Origin of the sequence: Companilactobacillus paralimentarius DSM 13238 = JCM 10415 (assembly GCF_001434985.1) — a bacterium.
GTDB classification, from domain to species: domain Bacteria; phylum Bacillota; class Bacilli; order Lactobacillales; family Lactobacillaceae; genus Companilactobacillus; species Companilactobacillus paralimentarius.
Genome location: NZ_AZES01000075.1, coordinates 1 through 17,624, shown reverse-complemented (window position 1 = coordinate 17,624; position 17,624 = coordinate 1). Strand labels below are relative to the sequence as shown.

General features: G+C 34.5%; 11 protein-coding genes and 1 pseudogene. 8 read left to right on the top strand and 4 right to left on the bottom strand.

Annotation, left to right across the window (positions count from 1 at the left end):
- The first annotated feature begins 4 nt into the window (after positions 1-4).
- Positions 5-1,357 (top strand): RsmB/NOP family class I SAM-dependent RNA methyltransferase, encoded by a 1,353-nt coding sequence (locus FD33_RS07020; RefSeq protein WP_025085055.1) that lies wholly within the window; start codon positions 5-7, stop codon positions 1,355-1,357.
- Here the strand turns inward: FD33_RS07020 and fni are convergent.
- From fni to mvk, 4 genes are read right to left on the bottom strand one after another with little or no spacing between them, the layout of a single operon-like run.
- On the bottom strand, positions 1,346-2,398 hold the full coding sequence (gene fni / locus FD33_RS07015; protein WP_025085054.1) for a type 2 isopentenyl-diphosphate Delta-isomerase: 1,053 nt from the start codon (positions 2,396-2,398) through the stop codon (positions 1,346-1,348). The two genes, FD33_RS07020 and fni, sit on opposite strands and share 12 nt — an antisense overlap.
- Positions 2,391-3,470 (bottom strand): phosphomevalonate kinase, encoded by a 1,080-nt coding sequence (locus FD33_RS07010; protein ID WP_025085053.1) that lies wholly within the window; start codon positions 3,468-3,470, stop codon positions 2,391-2,393. Before FD33_RS07010 ends, fni begins: the two co-directional genes overlap by 8 nt.
- Positions 3,471-3,493: 23 nt before the next feature.
- Positions 3,494-4,459: a diphosphomevalonate decarboxylase gene (gene mvaD, locus FD33_RS07005; protein ID WP_025085052.1), complete on the bottom strand. Its 966-nt coding sequence runs from the start codon at positions 4,457-4,459 to the stop codon at positions 3,494-3,496.
- Positions 4,452-5,402 (bottom strand): mevalonate kinase, encoded by a 951-nt coding sequence (mvk, locus tag FD33_RS07000; RefSeq protein WP_025085051.1) that lies wholly within the window; start codon positions 5,400-5,402, stop codon positions 4,452-4,454. Before mvk ends, mvaD begins: the two co-directional genes overlap by 8 nt.
- 102 nt (positions 5,403-5,504) lie before the next feature.
- Between mvk and FD33_RS06995 the strand changes: the two genes are divergently transcribed.
- The 7 genes and pseudogenes from FD33_RS06995 to FD33_RS12475 all read left to right on the top strand — a co-directional run.
- The gene (locus tag FD33_RS06995; RefSeq protein ID WP_056955866.1) at positions 5,505-9,044 is read left to right on the top strand and encodes a PD-(D/E)XK nuclease family protein; all 3,540 of its coding nucleotides are present in this window, start codon (positions 5,505-5,507) and stop codon (positions 9,042-9,044) included.
- A complete protein-coding gene (gene addA / locus FD33_RS06990; protein WP_056955865.1) occupies positions 9,037-12,657 on the top strand; it encodes a helicase-exonuclease AddAB subunit AddA in 3,621 nt (1,206 codons plus the stop codon). Before FD33_RS06995 ends, addA begins: the two co-directional genes overlap by 8 nt.
- A gap of 18 nt (positions 12,658-12,675) precedes the next feature.
- Positions 12,676-15,486, top strand: coding sequence for a helicase C-terminal domain-containing protein (locus FD33_RS06985; protein ID WP_025085048.1), 2,811 nt, complete (start codon positions 12,676-12,678; stop codon positions 15,484-15,486).
- A gap of 47 nt (positions 15,487-15,533) precedes the next feature.
- On the top strand, positions 15,534-16,013 hold the full coding sequence (locus FD33_RS06980; protein WP_025085047.1) for a hypothetical protein: 480 nt from the start codon (positions 15,534-15,536) through the stop codon (positions 16,011-16,013).
- A gap of 64 nt (positions 16,014-16,077) precedes the next feature.
- Positions 16,078-16,701, top strand: a complete 624-nt coding sequence (locus tag FD33_RS06975; RefSeq protein ID WP_025085046.1) for a DnaD domain protein — start codon at positions 16,078-16,080, stop codon at positions 16,699-16,701.
- Positions 16,701-17,348 carry an endonuclease III domain-containing protein gene (locus FD33_RS06970; protein ID WP_025085045.1) on the top strand — a complete coding sequence of 216 codons (648 nt, stop codon included), beginning with the start codon at positions 16,701-16,703 and terminating at the stop codon, positions 17,346-17,348. The genes FD33_RS06975 and FD33_RS06970 overlap by 1 nt, the downstream gene beginning before the upstream one ends.
- A 98-nt stretch (positions 17,349-17,446) precedes the next feature.
- A pseudogene (locus FD33_RS12475) lies at positions 17,447-17,624 on the top strand (hypothetical protein); the annotation flags it as partial.

Here is a 17,624-nt window from a genome sequence, read left to right as displayed (position 1 = left end):
TTTAATGAAAGTCGATTTGAGTCCTGACTTTAAAGAAAAATATCGTAATTTAATGGGAGAGCGTGCTGATAAGCTATTTGATGCTATTCAACAAGATAGCCAAGAGGCTTTTCGGCTTAATCCGCTTAAACCTAATTTTAAAAATGTTTCTTATTCTCTAAATCAACCAATTGAATATAGCAATATTGGCTATTTTGGTGAGATAAATGGTAATTCAATTGATCATTTATCTGGCTATGTTTACAGTCAAGAACCAAGTGCCATGTATGTTACGGAAATTCTTGATCCGCAAGAAAATGAAAAGATTCTGGATCTCTGTGCAGCACCTGGCAGTAAAACTACTTATATTGCTTCAAAAATGGCTTCTAAGGGCCTTTTGGTAAGTAATGAGATAAATACTAAGCGTGTTAAGGTGTTGTCTTCTAATATTGAAAGAATGGGAATCTCTAACACTGTTGTCACTAATAATTCTCCTAAGGACTTTGAAAAGAAGTTTGGACAATTTTTTGATAAGATCTTGGTAGATGCACCTTGTTCAGGCGAAGGAATGTTTCGTAAAGATCCCGAATCGGTTAAGTACTGGTCATTAGACTATGTAGAACAGTGTGCTAATCGTCAGCAACATATCCTCGATTCAGCGTACAAATTATTAAACAACGGTGGCTCATTAGTATATTCAACATGCACCTTCTCACCGGAGGAAAATGAACAAAATGTCGATTGGTTCTTAAAGAAATATCCAGACATGCATCTGGTAGATGTTAGGAAGTATTCTGGAATGGAAGATGCTAAACCAGAGTGGGGAAATGACAATCCTGAATTGTCTAAAGCTTTACGAATGTTCCCTGATCAATTCAATGGTGAAGGCCATTTCATGTGCAAAATGGTTAAAGATGGAGACATTGAAGAACCTAAGGAACGTCAAATCAACAACAATTTAAAAAAAGACGATCTCAAGTTTGTTCAAAAATTTGCCAAAACTAATTTAACTACTTTGATTGACAAGAACTGGTTACGCATCAGTGATTTCTTATATCAAGCAGCTAGTTTAGATAGTCGTTTTAAAGAATTACATATCTTGAGAAACGGTTTAAAACTAGGAAAATTCAAAAAAAATAGGTTTGAGCCCGATATCGCTTGGATATTGGCACTCAAACCTGAAATGTTAAAAACTGTTTTTGAATTAGATGATGATCAATTTGAAAAATATCTCCATGGTGAATCGATCATTTTAAAAGAACGTCCTGATTTCGATAATAAATGGATTGGTTTGTCTTATCAAGGTAAACTCTTCAGTTGGGGACGTTACAGCAATTCCCAAATAAAAAACGTCTATCCCAAAGGATTAAGACGGTAAAATAATATTACGTTGTTTAGCATAATTTATTAAGTTTCCATCAAAGATGATGGGAGCTTTTTTTATATCCGCAATTGATTTAGCACCGATAGCAGCCATAATTAAGCGCAACTGTTTAACGAATTCATCAAAGAAGATTTCCGTTTCACTTAAAGAATACTTTTGTAAGTGGTGTAAGACTAATCCGGACATACCAACAGCACTGGCACCCATACGAATTGCTTTGATGACATCCATTGGTGTTCTAATGCCACCAGAAGCAAAAATAGTCATTTTATTTTGGTAGGGAATAGACTCCAAAAGTGACTCCACAGTTGAAAGCGAGAATCTATCTAAATAAGTCAGATCCAATTCATGATTGCGAGCACTCTCAATTTGAGCAAAGTCAGTTCCACCGAAGCCTGAGATGTCCACGTATTTAACGCCAACTTTATAAAGGTCGGCTAGATTATCTTTTGACATTCCAAAACCGACTTCTTTAACAATTACGGGTACATCGACTGAGGCAACAATTTGTTTGATATTATCCAACCACATGAATTCTTTATCACCTTCAGGCATTGCTAATTCCTGTAGGACATTCAGATGAACTTGTAGAGCACTAGCTTTTATCAGATCGATAGCTGTTTGGGCTTGTTGGGCATTAACCTTGGCAGAAACATTGGCAATTACAAATCCTTCCGGATTGTTATCCCGCAGAACGGAGAAAGAATTTTTAGTTTCTTCAGGTAAACGAAGATAGACCCCCATTGAACCGCTAGACACGGGGATATTTAGCTTATTCGCTAGTTGGGATAGTTCAGCATTAAATCTGGTCGATTGTTTGGATCCACCAGTAATTGCGTTGAAGTATATAGGTAAAGCCATTTTTCGATTTATAAATTGAGTTGAAAGATCAATCTGTTTCAAATTCAATTCAGGTAAGGCATTATGTAATAACCTAACACCATCAAAATCAGCAAAAGCCTCGTCTGTGAAGTATTTTTCAGCTAAGAAAAGATGTTCAACTTTACGTTGAATTTGGGCATCTTGTTTAGGCATGAGCAATTATTTCTCCGATTTTTAAAGTAAGAGGGGTGATTCCAACTTTTTGCCACTCTTTTTTCAATTCGGCGACATTTAAGTTCTTATCACTTAAGACAATTCCACAATCGCCACCACCGGCACCAGAAGTTTTAGCAGAACCGCCGAGTTTTTCAGCAATATCACAAAGATCGGTTAATAAATCGGTTTCAATGTGAACGTCACTAAATTCAGCTAGATCATCTAGCAAAGAACGATACTTGCTAAACATCTTTTTGATTAAAGCCGAATCATTGTTTTTAAAACCTTTAATTAATTGTTCAACATTTTTACGACTTTCTTGCAAGAAGTGTTGATACTTTTTAACTTTTTGAGCTTTGGTCAAGGCGATACGGTCAACTAAGATAGAAGTTGACGCTGGAGAACCAGTCCAACCGACTGTTAATTCAAGGTCTTCAGGTAATTCTAAACTTTGAATCTTTAGTTGGGGCCAATCTAAGGATAAAATTTCAGTAATACTGTGATTGCGAATCATGTTAAAGATCCAGTTTCGGTCAGGAGAGTAATAGGCTACAATGCCACCAAAGGCACTAGCAGCAATATCTCCCAAACTTCCATTTCCTTGAACTGATAAGTGTGAAATAGCAGCAATTTTGTAAATATCCATCGCTGACAGATCTAAATGATAAAAGTCGCCTAAAGTTTTAACTACGGCAACGGTGACGGCTGCCGATGAGCCTAGACCATATTTTTTACCATCTTGGGAATCGAGTTCACTTGTAACTAGTAAGTCATAGTAATTCAATTTTTTACCACGTTCTAGGGCGTATTTTTCAATGAACTTAATGGCTGCCAGAATGTATTGGAGTTGACTTTCAGAATCATCAAAGACTAGTTCAGTTCCTTGACGGTTCCAGTGAATGAGTTCCTTATTTAAGTTTTTTGACTGGATAGTTCCACCATTTTGAGTCTTATTAACGGTAACGGTGACGTATTTATTTACTGATGTAAGAACTGCGGGGAATCCTGTTTCAACAACAGCGTATTCTCCAGCCAAATATAATTTTCCAGGTGCTTTTCCTGTAGACAAAATATCATACCTTTCAATTTATATCAGATGTATTGGATGCCACTACCGATATTAGCAACAACGCAAGATACATTGGATAATTGTTCCTCAATGTATTTTTGAACCTTAGTAATCGATTCATTAGTACATATAATTTTAACATTTGGACCGGCATCAATTGTAGCATATGCGAGGATGCCTTTTTGACGTAATTCTTGAATTATTTGAAAAATTCGAATCGTCTCTGGTTCGAAATATGTAAATGAAGGATTAGCTGAAAGCGTTAAAGCATGCATGCTCATAGCGTTGTGTTCGGCAATTTCTCCAATCCTTTGGATATCTTTTTTAGCAATCGCTTGCTTAATTTCTTTTATCTCTGAAGCCACTAGTGTAACCCAATTTGGGTAAAAAGGGGAGGTTTTTACGCTATTCTCCATCCCTACGGTAGAAGAAATTTTTTTACTACCCTTATTAATAACCACAGATAATAACGTTAAATCAATTTGAGGATTTTCGTCAATAGGTGCAGCAAAAGAAGTTTCATTACTGTCTCCAGCAATCCATTCAACAAAACCACCATAGATTGAACGGCTAGCGGAACCGGACCCATTGCGAGCTAAAATTGAAAGTTCTCTTTTATTCAAGTTTAATTGCTTTGTTTCATTGATAGCCGCCGCTAACGCTGCAAAACCTGAAGCTGAAGAGGCAAAACCAGCTGAAGTGGGAACATGATTAACTGTGTCCACGATAAAATGATCATCAAAACTATAGAATTGACGAACCGTATCTAAGTATTTGAGAATTCGCTTGTTCTGAGTCTGATCCAACAGTTTATGGTTCAAATAAACTGTATCATGATGGTCATTAACTATTGTTACTTTGGTATCGGTATAAAATCGGTCAAGTGTTAGTGAAAGACTATTAGTACACGGTAATTTCAGGATTTGATTCTTTTTACCCCAATATTTGATTAAAGCAATATTTGTAAAAGCACGTGCTGTTCTAACCAATGTCTTCATCCTCCGCATAAATTGATAATGGTTGAATCCAGGTTTGTTCAGCTCCAGATTTGATCAATGCTTTTTGAATCATTTGAGCATTTTTCAAGTTTCTAGCTAAACAGATGATACAACCACCACGACCACCGCCAGTAATTTTACTACCTAAAGCCCCAGCGTGGTTAGCAGCTTCAATTAATTTGTCTGTTTTGGGAATAGCTAGATTCAATTTAGTTAAAGCTTCATTGGCCAGAGTAAAGACCAAACCTAATTTTTTGAGATTACCTTTAATAAGGTAATTACTAGCTTGAGTGGCATAATCACCTAATTGTTGTAGGTAAGCTCCAATTTTCTTAGGATCTTGATCGTACATTTTTCTGACATCAGCAACAGTTTCTTTAGTACGACCTTTAACACCAGAATCTGCAATAACGATGAATCCCTCAGAATTAAAATTAAAGTGTTCAGGTTCTACATCTTTACCAAATTTAATCGGATCATCTGAACTAACTGTCAAAGCATCCAAACCACTAGCTTTACCATGAGTAATAGTTTCCGATTTATTGACGTAATCTAATAATAGATTATGATTTAAATCTTTTTTAAAAAAATCGAAAAAGGCACGTGTAATTGCGGCCACAATCGCAGCTGAAGAACCCATACCACGTTCGATTGGTAATCCACTATCGATGTTGATCGTATAATTCAAATGTTCTTTGTTTAACTCAGAATCTAATAAGTTGATTAAATACTTTACGCCTGACAATGAATCAGGAATCTTATCTATTTTCCCTGCATAGTACTTTGAAATTAAAGAATTTTCTTTACTTTGTTGCATTTTGACGATCACGGGGGTACTCAACAAAGGGATTGCAAAAGCAGGGTAGCCATAAACTACCGCATGTTCTCCCATTATGATCGTTTTCCCATGACTTTTTCCTATTCCTTTAAGCACATGCTCACCTCAATTTCTCTAAGTCTTTATTTTATACATCTATTGATGCGATTTCCACTTTCAAACGACCAACTATGATAGAATTTTTTCGGGTGATGAATAATGACATTAAATTTCGTACTAGGTAAAAACCAATTTGATCATCATAAAAAGATGATGGAATTGTTCCAAGAGGATTATACCAAGGATCCAACGGGACAATTCTTCTTTTTAGTACCGAATCACATAAAATTTGAATCAGAAGTTAATATTTTAAAATACTTTCAAAAAGATAATGATTCATTAATTGCAACTAACAACGTCCAAACCTTTTCATTCTCACGATTGGCTTGGTATTTTTTGCGTGACAGTAGCGATTATAATTTAGAAACCTTAACACAAACTAAATCAGCTATGCTATTGAAGAATATTGTTCAAGAACATAAGTCTGAATTAAAAATATTTGCTGGGATGATTGATAAACCAGGATTTATTGACCAGATGATTTCCCAATTTAATGAATTCATGAATGGACAAGTTCAGCCAGATGATATTGATCTAGCTTTGAACTCAGAACAACAGGGGATTTTTGTCGATAAAATTAAAGAATTGAATCTTATGTACGGAGCTTATTTAGAACAAATTCAAAACTACAATACAAATGATTTTCAATTGAATTCATTAGCTGATTTTTTGAATACCAAGATAGGGACGTCCCATTATTATTTCTATATCGAAGGTTTTTCATCTTTCACAGCAATAGAATCCAATTTGGTTAAATCAATGTTGGTTAATAGCGGTAGTTTGAATATTTCATTGGTACTAGACCAACCAGTTTTTGATTCTACCGATGAATCGGACTTTTTTTTCCGCCCAGCTGCAACTTACCAACAACTCCATGACATGGCTAAGCAGAATCGTATTGTAACCAGAAACTACTTTGCCGATGAAAAGAGAATCAGCCCTGATTTGAGTAAATTGGAGGACTACTGGATTGAATCTAACATTGGTGGTATCAAAAAGAGCGGTTTAGATAGTCAAAATTCCGTTCAAATTTGGAAATGTACTGATAAGCAAACCGAAGTTTCAGCTATTAGTACATACATTCGCCAATTAGTAGCCACTCAAGATTATCGTTATAAAGATTTTCTGATTGTGGCACGTGATTTATCTGAGTACGCTTCATTTATCGAATCGTTTATGGAGAATAACCAAGTACCATACTTCATTGACTTACAAAAGAAAATGGCTAATCATCCCTTTAAACGCTTGATCGATTTACTATTTGCTATCGTTAACCGTGGTTTGCAAGTGGATGACGTAATTAGCTTATTGCGGACTGAATTGTTAATACCTGAAGCTTTTAGAGATGATCTACAGATTTTTCGTCAGGCGGTCGACTTAACTGAAAACTACGTTTTGACTAATGGAATTACTAAACGTGGTTGGATGGGAAAAAGCTTTAAACCGGATGTTAAATTAGATCCTGTAGTCGATAAAATTAAAATTTCTGAATATCAATTAATCAATCAAATTAAAGAATTTGTAAAGAATATTTACAGTCAACTAGAGAAATTTTTGAAGAAAGCACATTCCTCGATTGATAGTGTTAGTTTTCTGTACAATTTTTTAGAGCAGAATCATGTCTTCGACACACTGTTATTGTGGCAAAAACAAGCGACTGAACAAAAAAACTTAACTTTAGCTAATCAGCCAGAGCAAATTGTCAGCTTGTTCAATCAAATCTTGGATGAATATATTTCAGTTTTTGGTGAACGTGAATTTGATTCAAAAGATTTCATTGAAATTTTGGATGCAGCTTTTGAAAACGCCACTTATTCACAAATTCCTTCAACCTTGGATGCCGTCAGTATTTCAGAAATCGGAATGATTCAACCTAATAATCGAAAAGTAACATTTGTTTTGGGTTCAACAACTAATAACATGCCTGGAACAACCGTTTCCAATGATATTGTAACCGATGACGAACGTCTATTCCTCAATGGTGAATTAACTGATGGAAAATACTTGAATGAACCAGATGAGGTCATGAATAATTCTGAACCATTCCTACATGACATTACTTTCACAACTAGTTCTCAGCGTTTGATCTTTACATATCCTAATTTCACTGAGGATAACAAGCAACAAGATTTATCCAGTTATGTAGTTCGAATTAAAAATCATTTCCGTTTAACTGAACAATTAGTGCTATTGAATCCATCAAGCGATGATCAATCCGAAAATGAAGTTATCCGTTACTTAGGATCTAAAGCTTCCAGTTTAAATTATTTAATTCGTGTTTCACGTTCTGCATTAGACAATAAAACTGACCTACCAGATGCTTGGAAGTATGTTCGTGGCGTCCTGTTAAACGAGGAACCAGAAACTTCAGAATTTGCTTTGAGTTCATTGAATTATCAAAATATTCCACAAAGCTTAAGTTTAGATACAGTTGAAGCCTTGTATGGTAAAAATATCAATGTTTCTATTTCTCAATTAGAAACTTTCTATATGAATGAATACGAGTATTTCTTAAAATACGGCTTAAGATTAAAACCTAGACGTTTATTTGAAATTACACCAGCACAGACGGGCTCAATTTTTCATGCGGTTTTGGATAGCTTAGTTAAGTATCTGCATCAAGAACAGGGACGATCATTGCGTGATATGTCTGATGGAGATATTCAAAGCTTAGTTACTGATTTATTTGCTGCCCAAATTGATTTACCAGAGAATCGAATTTTTAATTCTTCTGCCCGCATGCAATATATTGCTGACAAACTGAAAACTACTTTGATTCAATTGGTTAAGAATATGAAATTGCAATTCTTACGTAACAGTTCTGAACCCGAAAAATCAGAAGTTACTTTTGGTCGTATCAACAATAAACAGGATTTACCTGGTCTTTCTTACCAAATTCCAGGGGGACATTTAGTTAATGTTCGTGGAAAAATTGATCGTATCGACGAAATGGTTTTGGATAACATCACTTACTTAACGATTATTGATTACAAGTCAGGTAATAAGAGTTTTGATTTTTCACAATTCTTAGACGGTATCACAATGCAGATGCCAACCTACATTCAAAGCGTCCTAAATAATCTTCATCTCTTAACAGATCGTAAAAATGCTAAAGTAGGTGGAGCTTTGTATGAACATATTCAAAATCCTCTGATTACCTTGGATCGTTCCTTGATCAATACTAAGTCGTTGGACGATTCCGCAGATATTCAAGATAGCGACATTCAAAATAAAATCTTCAAAGAGTTCCAGTTAAATGGTCTGCTGGTCAATGATGAAGAATTACTGGCTAATATTGATACTCAAGCTCTTACTAAGCAAGGTAAGGTTGCTAAAACTTCGCCAGTCGTAAAAAAGGGAAGTAACAATGTTATTTCCCAAGAAGATCTATTCAGAATTCTGAACTATAACGACCACCTAATTCGTCAAGCAGGAGAAAAAATTTATTCTGGTAAATTGAATTTGAATCCGTTCCGCTATGGGCAAATGACTGGTTTACAATACAGTGATTATCGACCTATTTTTGAGTTTGATGCAATGTTACCAGAAAATGAATACCACGATGTTATCAATTACAATAAAGAAAATGTCATTAAAGAAATACAAAATATTTTAGAGGATGGTGAAGAGGATGCCTAAATGGACTGATGATCAAGAAAAAGCCATTTATCATCGTGGGCACGATATTCTAGTTTCAGCAGCGGCTGGTTCCGGTAAGACGACCATTTTGATCGAACGAATCGTTGAGATGTTAAAAGACGGTGAAAATATTGATAATCTTTTAGTAGCCACTTTTACCGATGCAGCAGCGTTAGAAATGAAAGAACGTCTTCTAAAACGAATCAAAGAACTTGTGAATGATAAAAGTTTGAATGCAGAAACTCACAAACATCTTCAAAAACAAATTTTTAGAGTTCCCATCGCCAATATCAGTACTCTACATGCTTTTTGTTTGAGCATTATCAAAAAGTTTTATTACGTTATCGATTTAGATCCCAATTTCCGTTTATTGAGTGATACAACTGAACAGTCAATTATGAAGGAACAAGCATACGATAATTTACGAAATAAGTATTATGACAAAGATGATGCTGACTTTATTAAATTGACTGATAATTTTACCGATGACCGTAGTGATGATGGCTTAAAGGATGTTGTTTTTAAACTGTACGATTTTGCGATTACTAATGCTGAAACGCAACAATGGTTGGATAATTTGATTGCCACATACCAGTTTACTGATAGTTTTTCCGAATCGAATTTTTACAAAAAAGATGTTGTTCCTCAACTTAAACAACGGTTAGAACAATTGATTGAATTAGCTAATCAGGGAATTGATCTGGCAGGTGAAGATGAATTAGTTAACAAATCACTCTTTGAAACTTTCGATGTAGCCAAGAAAAATTTGGCATCTCTGGAAGCTGAAGTGGGAGTAAAAACGTATTCTGAGATTAGAGCTGAATTAATTGGTTTCAAGTTAAAAACTGCTAAGCGCCTTTCTAAAGATGATAAGGAAGGTAACGATCTTACTTTTTTGGAAAAATCTAAAAAAGTACGTGACCAATTAAAACGTCAATTAGATAAACTATTCAATAATTTTTTTGTGCAATCAGAAGCAGGCGTTCAAGAATCATTGATACAATCACAAACCATTATTGCCAAGTTAGTAGAAGTTGAACGTGGTTTTATCAAAGAATATGATCGCTTGAAAAATAATAGTCATACTTTGGATTTCAATGATTTGGAACATATGGCTGTGATGATTTTGCAAACACCAGTCGACAATCATATGGTGGCACTCGATTATTATCAAACTAAATTTCACGAATTGATGATCGATGAGTATCAGGATGTCAACGCTATGCAAGAAAAAATCATCCAACTCTTATCAAATGACGACAACCACATCTTCATGGTAGGGGACATTAAACAGTCAATTTATGGATTTAGGCAAGCAGCACCATACATTTTTGCTCAAAAATACGAGGATTTTCAAAATTCAGATAATCCTAGTGAATTGATTCAACTATCTAAAAATTTTCGTTCGGCCGAGTCAGTTGATGATTTTGTTAATCAAATTTTTAAACGAATCTTTGATAAAAAGATTGGGGATATTGACTACGATGACAAATCTAAACTGATTCCTGGAACTAATTTTCCAGATACAGTCGATAGTGAGAACGAGTTCAATTTAATAGTGAATAATGACGATGAAGATATTGAAAAGCGTCAGTTATTGATTGAAAATGCTGCCAAACGTATTCAAGCTTTAATTAAGAGCCAATATCAAATCTATGATGGCAAGAAAGATGAAATGCGAACTATCAAGTATTCCGATATTGCAATTCTTTCTCGAACTAAGGAAAATAATACCGATTTGATCTCTTATTTTGCTAAAGCTGACATTCCTATCATGGTTACTGATGCTCAGAATTATTTTCAAACAACAGAACTACAGATTATGATGTCAATGTTAAACATTATCGATAATCCTTATCAGGATATTCCACTAGTAGCTGTGTTACGTTCGCCAATTGTGGGATTAAATGAAGAAGAACTGGCTGAGATTCGTCTCGTGGATAAACAAGAGTTTTACTTTACGGCTTTAAACGAATACTTACACGCTGAGACATCAAAAGAGAACATCAGAAATAAGGTTCAAACTTTCTTGTTACAATTGGAAAATTATCGTGATTTTGCCAATAAGAATTCTATTGCCCGTTTGATTTGGAAGATTTATCAGGAAACAGGTCTCTTAGAGTATGTTTCAGGGATGCCTGGTGGTAAACAACGTGCTGCTAATTTACATGCCTTGTATCAACGTGCTAATGCCTATGAAGAAACCAACTATAAGGGGTTACATCAATTTATCAATTTTATTCAACGAATGCAGGATCTTGATAAAGATTTGTCACAACCCAATAGTATTGAAGCAACTGATGACACGGTTAAAGTCATGACAGTCCATGCTTCCAAAGGATTGGAATTTCCAATCGTAATTTACTTGGATATGGCTAAACAATTTAACAAGCTTGATTTTCAGGGTCAAACTGTTTTTGATACTGACCAAGGTATTGGTATCACGCTAATTAATAGTCAAACCCGCTTGAAATATAGTACTATTCAACACAGTGTTATTAGTAATCGTCGAAAAGTTGCTACAACTTCGGAAGAGATGCGTTTGCTGTATGTAGCCTTGACACGTGCTAAGCAGAAATTAATCATGTTTGGCTTTACCAAAAAAGTTGAAGATACAATCAATACTTGGGATGAAGTTAGTCCTAAAACCGGTGTTATCAATGAAGCTATTCGTCTAAAAGCTAATAATTTTCAGGATTTAGTTGGTATTAGTACTTTATCAGATGAAGATCGAGAAAAAGTTTCCGATGAACTATACCTAAATAAAGATTGTAACCTGCGTTTGAACTTGATCTATCCAGAAATTAAAGATGATCTGACTTCTAAGATTATTATTCCTAAGAAGGTTCCAGTAGAACCATCGGATTTATTTAAGAAAACTGTCAAGCAGTTGCTTGATTTTAATTATCGCTATCAAGAATCGGTTGATACAACGGCTTATCAATCAGTTTCTGAAATCAAAGGTCTGTTTGCTGATCCTGATGATGAGAATATGGCTGAAGATTTACTGGAAGATAAGTCTCGTTATAATTTAGGTTCATTTGCAAAACCGCAATTTTTAACAAAAACGAAGAAAGTTACTGCTGCAGAGGTGGGTAGTGCCACTCATTTAGTTTTACAAAAAATCAATTTAGATAAAACACCTGAAATTGCTGATTTTCAAGATTTAATTCAACAAATGATTAATGAAAAACTCTTAACGGAAGAATTGGCAGAAAAAATTGACAGTCAAAGCTTAGCCGACTTTTATCAAAGTAATCTTGGACAGACAATTATTGAACATCATGATGATGTTAGTCGGGAATTTCCTTGTTCAATTTTAATGCCAGCACAAAAATTGTTTAAAAACTCTTCAAAAGACTATTCTATTAACGATAAAATATTAGTTCATGGTATTATTGATGGAGTAATTGAATTAGATCATGGAATAATTATTTTTGACTATAAGACTGATCATGTAACTGACCAAAATTTTGAAGAATTAGTCTCTAAATATTCCGGACAAGTCAATTTATATGCAGAAGCTATTTCTGTGATTAAGAATAAACCCGTTGTGGGTAAATATCTTTACTTCTTGAAGATCAATAAAGCTATTGATTTACAAGAAAAATGAAGATGAGAGGTGAATGATTTGAAAAATTCTTACGCTGTTGTTGATTTAGAAACAACCAATTCTAATTGGCATGACAACGGGCGTATAATTCAATTCGGCTGTGCCCTTATCGAAAACGGTGAAATAACACATATCTATGATCAAAAAATCAATCCTAAAGTACCGATTCCAGGTCGAATCACGGCTTTAACGGGATTGAGTGATGATGATGTTAAGGATTCACCAACATTTGAAGAAGTTGCACCTGATATCTTTAAACTTTTAAAAAATCGAGTTTTTATTGCACATAATGTGAATTTTGATTTGACCTTTTTAAATCGAGAACTTAAACGTATCGGAATGAACCAACTCAATGTCAAAGCTATCGATACTGTTGAATTATCGCAAATACTTTTTCCAACCATTAGTAGTTATAAACTACAAGATTTAACACATTATTTGAGTATTACACATAAGAATCCACATAGTGCTAACAGTGATGCTCACGTTACCGCTGAACTATTTTTGATTATTCTAAAACGAATTCAGCAATTGCCAATTCCAACTTTACAAATGTTAGCTAAATTTGGTAAAAATACTATTCGTGAAACTAATTTAGTTTTCAAAACTATATTGGAGGAACGCGAAAAGAATTCACGTTCTTCAGTCCTACCGGCTTATTTGTATGAAAAGAATGGCTTGATTTTACGTAAAAAAGATTTTCATGTTAGTGAAAAAATCGATCACACAACTAAATATCCACAAACTCGTGAAGCAAAAAAAGAGTTATTAGATGGAATTTTAGATTATCGTGTCAATCAGTCAAAATTGATGGATAACATTTACCATACGAGTCAACACCGTGATAAAGTTAAAAAATGGAATCTGATTGAAGCACCGACTGGCGCTGGTAAAACATTAGGTTATCTTTTGCCATTATCCTATTTGGTTAATATTGATCAAAAATTAGTTATTGCGACAACAACAAAGGTTTTGCAACAACAAATCGTGGAACAATCGATTCCGTTGCTTAATCAAGTTACTGACAATGAGTACCACGCTGAAATAGTCAAAAGTAGCTATAATTTTATTGACCTAGATCGTTTCTACGAGGCTTTAGATAATTACCGTCTGCATAGTCATACGGCAATTTTGAAGATGAAAATTATCGTTTGGCTCACAATGACAACGACTGGTGATTTGAGTGAACTACATTTGACTAATTACAACAGTCCCTTGTTCAGTATTATTCGTCACCGTGGTGAATCTAAGGAAAATACTATCTTTAGTAATGATGACTTCTGGCTTTACCAACAAAATCGTTATTTAGAGTCAAAGATTCTGGTCACTAATCAGGCTTTCTTGGCCCGTCACTTGGATAGTCAATATTGGGGTAAAAACTCTTATTTGGTTATTGATGAGGCTAATCATTTTGCTGGAAGTCTACGTAGTGCTAGTTCGCCAACAATTGATTTTCTCAAATTGAACGAATATGTTAAGAAGATAAGTGATATTCTCTATCAAAATCGTGTAACTTTACGTTATGCTTTCACTGAAGTAACAACACAATTGTGGAATTATCAGGATTTGCAAGGGATGGAAACTCATTTTCAAGCAATCGACGAATTAATGGAACGTTTGGAATATAATATTTTTGGAACTTATGTTCAAAATAAAGTTAAATTCAAGGATCGTGAAGATTTCGTTTCAATTTTAGATAGTAACCATAAATTTGGCCGGAACAATCCTAAATTATTTGAATTATTGTCTGATTTGATTGTTGAACTGTCACTCGTCTCCAATCGTGTTGAGACTTTATTCGATCAATATAACTTTCAAAAGAATTTTATTTCGGTTGAACTCTCTAAAGTTATTTCAAATCTAACAATTGAGAATAACAAGCTACGTGATGTTATTTTAAATTTGGATGACTTACTACAAGCCATTCAGGAAAAGGATACTAAGTTCGGTGTCCAAATTGATATGCGTGATTATTATGAAGTCAATACGCTTAAAATCAGTTGGCGCCAATTTGATATTCAAGGTCTAATTGAAGCAACTACGGAACGATTCAGTCAGATTTTTGCTATTGGAGCCGCGATTACGATTCAAAAAGATTTTTCACATTTTATTTTGGATACACAATTGAATCAAAATCAGATTAATCAAATGGTAATTTTGCCTGATGCTAATAGTATTTCGAAGAATAGTAAAATTTATTTGCCATCTAATTTGCCTGATATTCAATCCTTAAGCAGTGAAGAGTATTACGCAATGGTGACGAAATATATCGTTGATGTTTTGGATAATCTGGACCATCAAACTATGATTCTCTTTAATTCATTGAATACCTTGAGTAATGTTTACGATCGATTGATGGAAACCGACGTCAAAGAAAAGTGGGAAATCTTAGCTCAAGGGGTCACAGGCTCAAATGAGAAGATCAAGAAACGCTTTGCTATTGGTCGTCGTTCTGTCTTACTTGGAGCCAATTCCTTCTGGGAGGGAGTCGACTTTCCTAAGAAGATGTTGGAAATTTTGATTGTTACGAGAATTCCATTTGAATCACCTGAACAACCAGATGTAAAAATCAAACAGGATATTTTGAAGGAACAAAATCTTAATGTCTTCAAAGTTGATTCTTTGCCAAACGCTATTCTGCAGTTACGACAAGGCTTAGGGCGTTTAGTGAGAACACCAAACGATCGTGGCGTTATTTTACTATTAGATAATCGCATTTTAACTAAGAGTTATGGCAAAACAATTTTGGATTCCTTGCCAAAGGGTCTACCAGTTGTTAATGAAGATATGGATACGATTAAAAAAGATATAAATGAGTTTTTGAATTAGCCAAAAGATTGCTATACTATTCTGGTAACTGAGAAAAGGAAGAACTTATGAATAGAAGTACAAAAGTTTTATTGACCATATCTTTGATCGCACTTGCTATTGTGTCAGTACTAACGTATTTAAATCTTTCATTTGCACCATTTTCAAGTGCAAAGTCACAAGCTAACGATATTGCAAAGGAAAAAGCGGGAATCGTTCAGCCGGACTATTTCGGTAACTATACCCGTAAAAAACAATATTATGCAGTTGGTGGTTTAACCAAAGGTCAAAAATATCGTTATATTATTATCAATGCAAAAAGCGGTAAAACAGAAATCGTCAATAAGAATACAGCACCCGTACGTCAAACAGTTATTGCTGATGTAGCTCAACGTTATGGTGCCAAAAAGATTTTGCATATCAATTTGGGACTATACAAGAAAAAGCCAACTTGGGAAGTAGCTTTCCAAAAGAAGAATGGCAGTATCGGTTATAATTTAGTTGATTTCCGTACAGGTAAAAGTATTCAAATAATAAATAATATTTAAATCAAATAAAAAAAGTCGAGATAACATGTTCTCAGGCTTTTTTTGTTAATTGGAGTAATTAAGTATGGAAGATGAATTATTCAATGAATTTGTGGAAAGTGGTAGCACTAGTATTAATAATTTAATTCTGCAAAACTATCATAATTTGGGCATGACTGAAAAAGATTTAATTGTTTACCTAGCCCTTTCCATGTATGCTCAAAAGGGCGTTACTTTCCCAATGGCAAAAGATTTGGCTAAAAATACCGGCATGGATGAGGCCAGCATTTACACTATCATTCAGGGTCTGATTAAATTAGGCGTAATTGAATTAAAAACAATTATGGATCATCATCAACAGCGAGATATTTATTCATTAACGCCAATTTATCATCGAATTAAGAGCTTACTGCAGCAGGAACAAGAGTCTAACCAACAAAATCGTTTGATGTCGGAAACCGAAGAATTATTTAGAAAAATTGAAGTTGAATTTGGGCGTCCTTTATCACCAATTGAACAAGAACAAATTCATCAATGGATCGATGACGATCATTATAGTGTTGAATTGATTGATCTAGCTTTACGCGAAGCTGTATTAAATCAAGCTTATTCGTTAAAATACATGGATCGGATCCTTATTAGTTGGGAAAAGAGTAATATAAAGACAGCAGAACAATTACAAGACCGTCGAAAGAAGTTGGGATATTAATGTTAAAAGATGAACAGATAGTTTGGGCCATTCGTCAAATGGAAGACGATGTCGGACCTGTAGGACCATCGCTAGATTCAAGAACACCATTTCAATATTTGATTTCGGTAATCTTAAGTGCTCAGGCAACAGATGTCTCAGTTAATAAAGTTACACCAATTCTGTTTGCTAAATATCCAGAACCTAAGGATTTAATGAATGCTGATATAGAAGACGTCGAACAGATTATTAAAAGTGTTGGCTTATTCCATAACAAGGCTAGAAATATTATCAAAACAGCCGGTGTCGTTCACACAAAATTGAATGATATTGTACCTGAAACTAGAAAGGGTATTATGGAGCTTCCCGGCGCTGGTAGAAAAACTGCTAATGTAGTCTTAAGTGATGTCTTCCAACAACCAACATTTGCCGTAGATACACATGTTTCGGCTATCTCTAAGCGACTACATTTTGTTGATCAAAAAGCCAATCCACTACAAGTTGAAAAGAAAATTGTTAGTGTGATGCCTCCCGAAGAACTACATCAAGCACATCACACAATGATTGAATATGGACGCAAGTATTCTATGAAACTTGATCCTGCCAAAGAGACTAATCAGTTGATTATTAAATGCGATAAATTGAATGCTGAAAATGAAAAAGATTAAGTAAATAAAGTAGTGTCGGAAATTTTTCTGATGTTACTTTATTTTTTTACAGCGATATACTATTAGTATCTTGAAAACGAATACAAAGGAAAATTATTATGACTAAAACAATTATGTTAGCATGTGCAGGCGGAATGTCCACTTCATTACTTGTCACAAAAATGAGAAAGGCTGCAAAAAAAAGAAATATTGATGTTTATATCTTTGCTACTGCTAGCGCTGGATTGAAGTCAATATTTGAGACAGGTTTTAAGAGACATTCAGAACCGCGTTTAC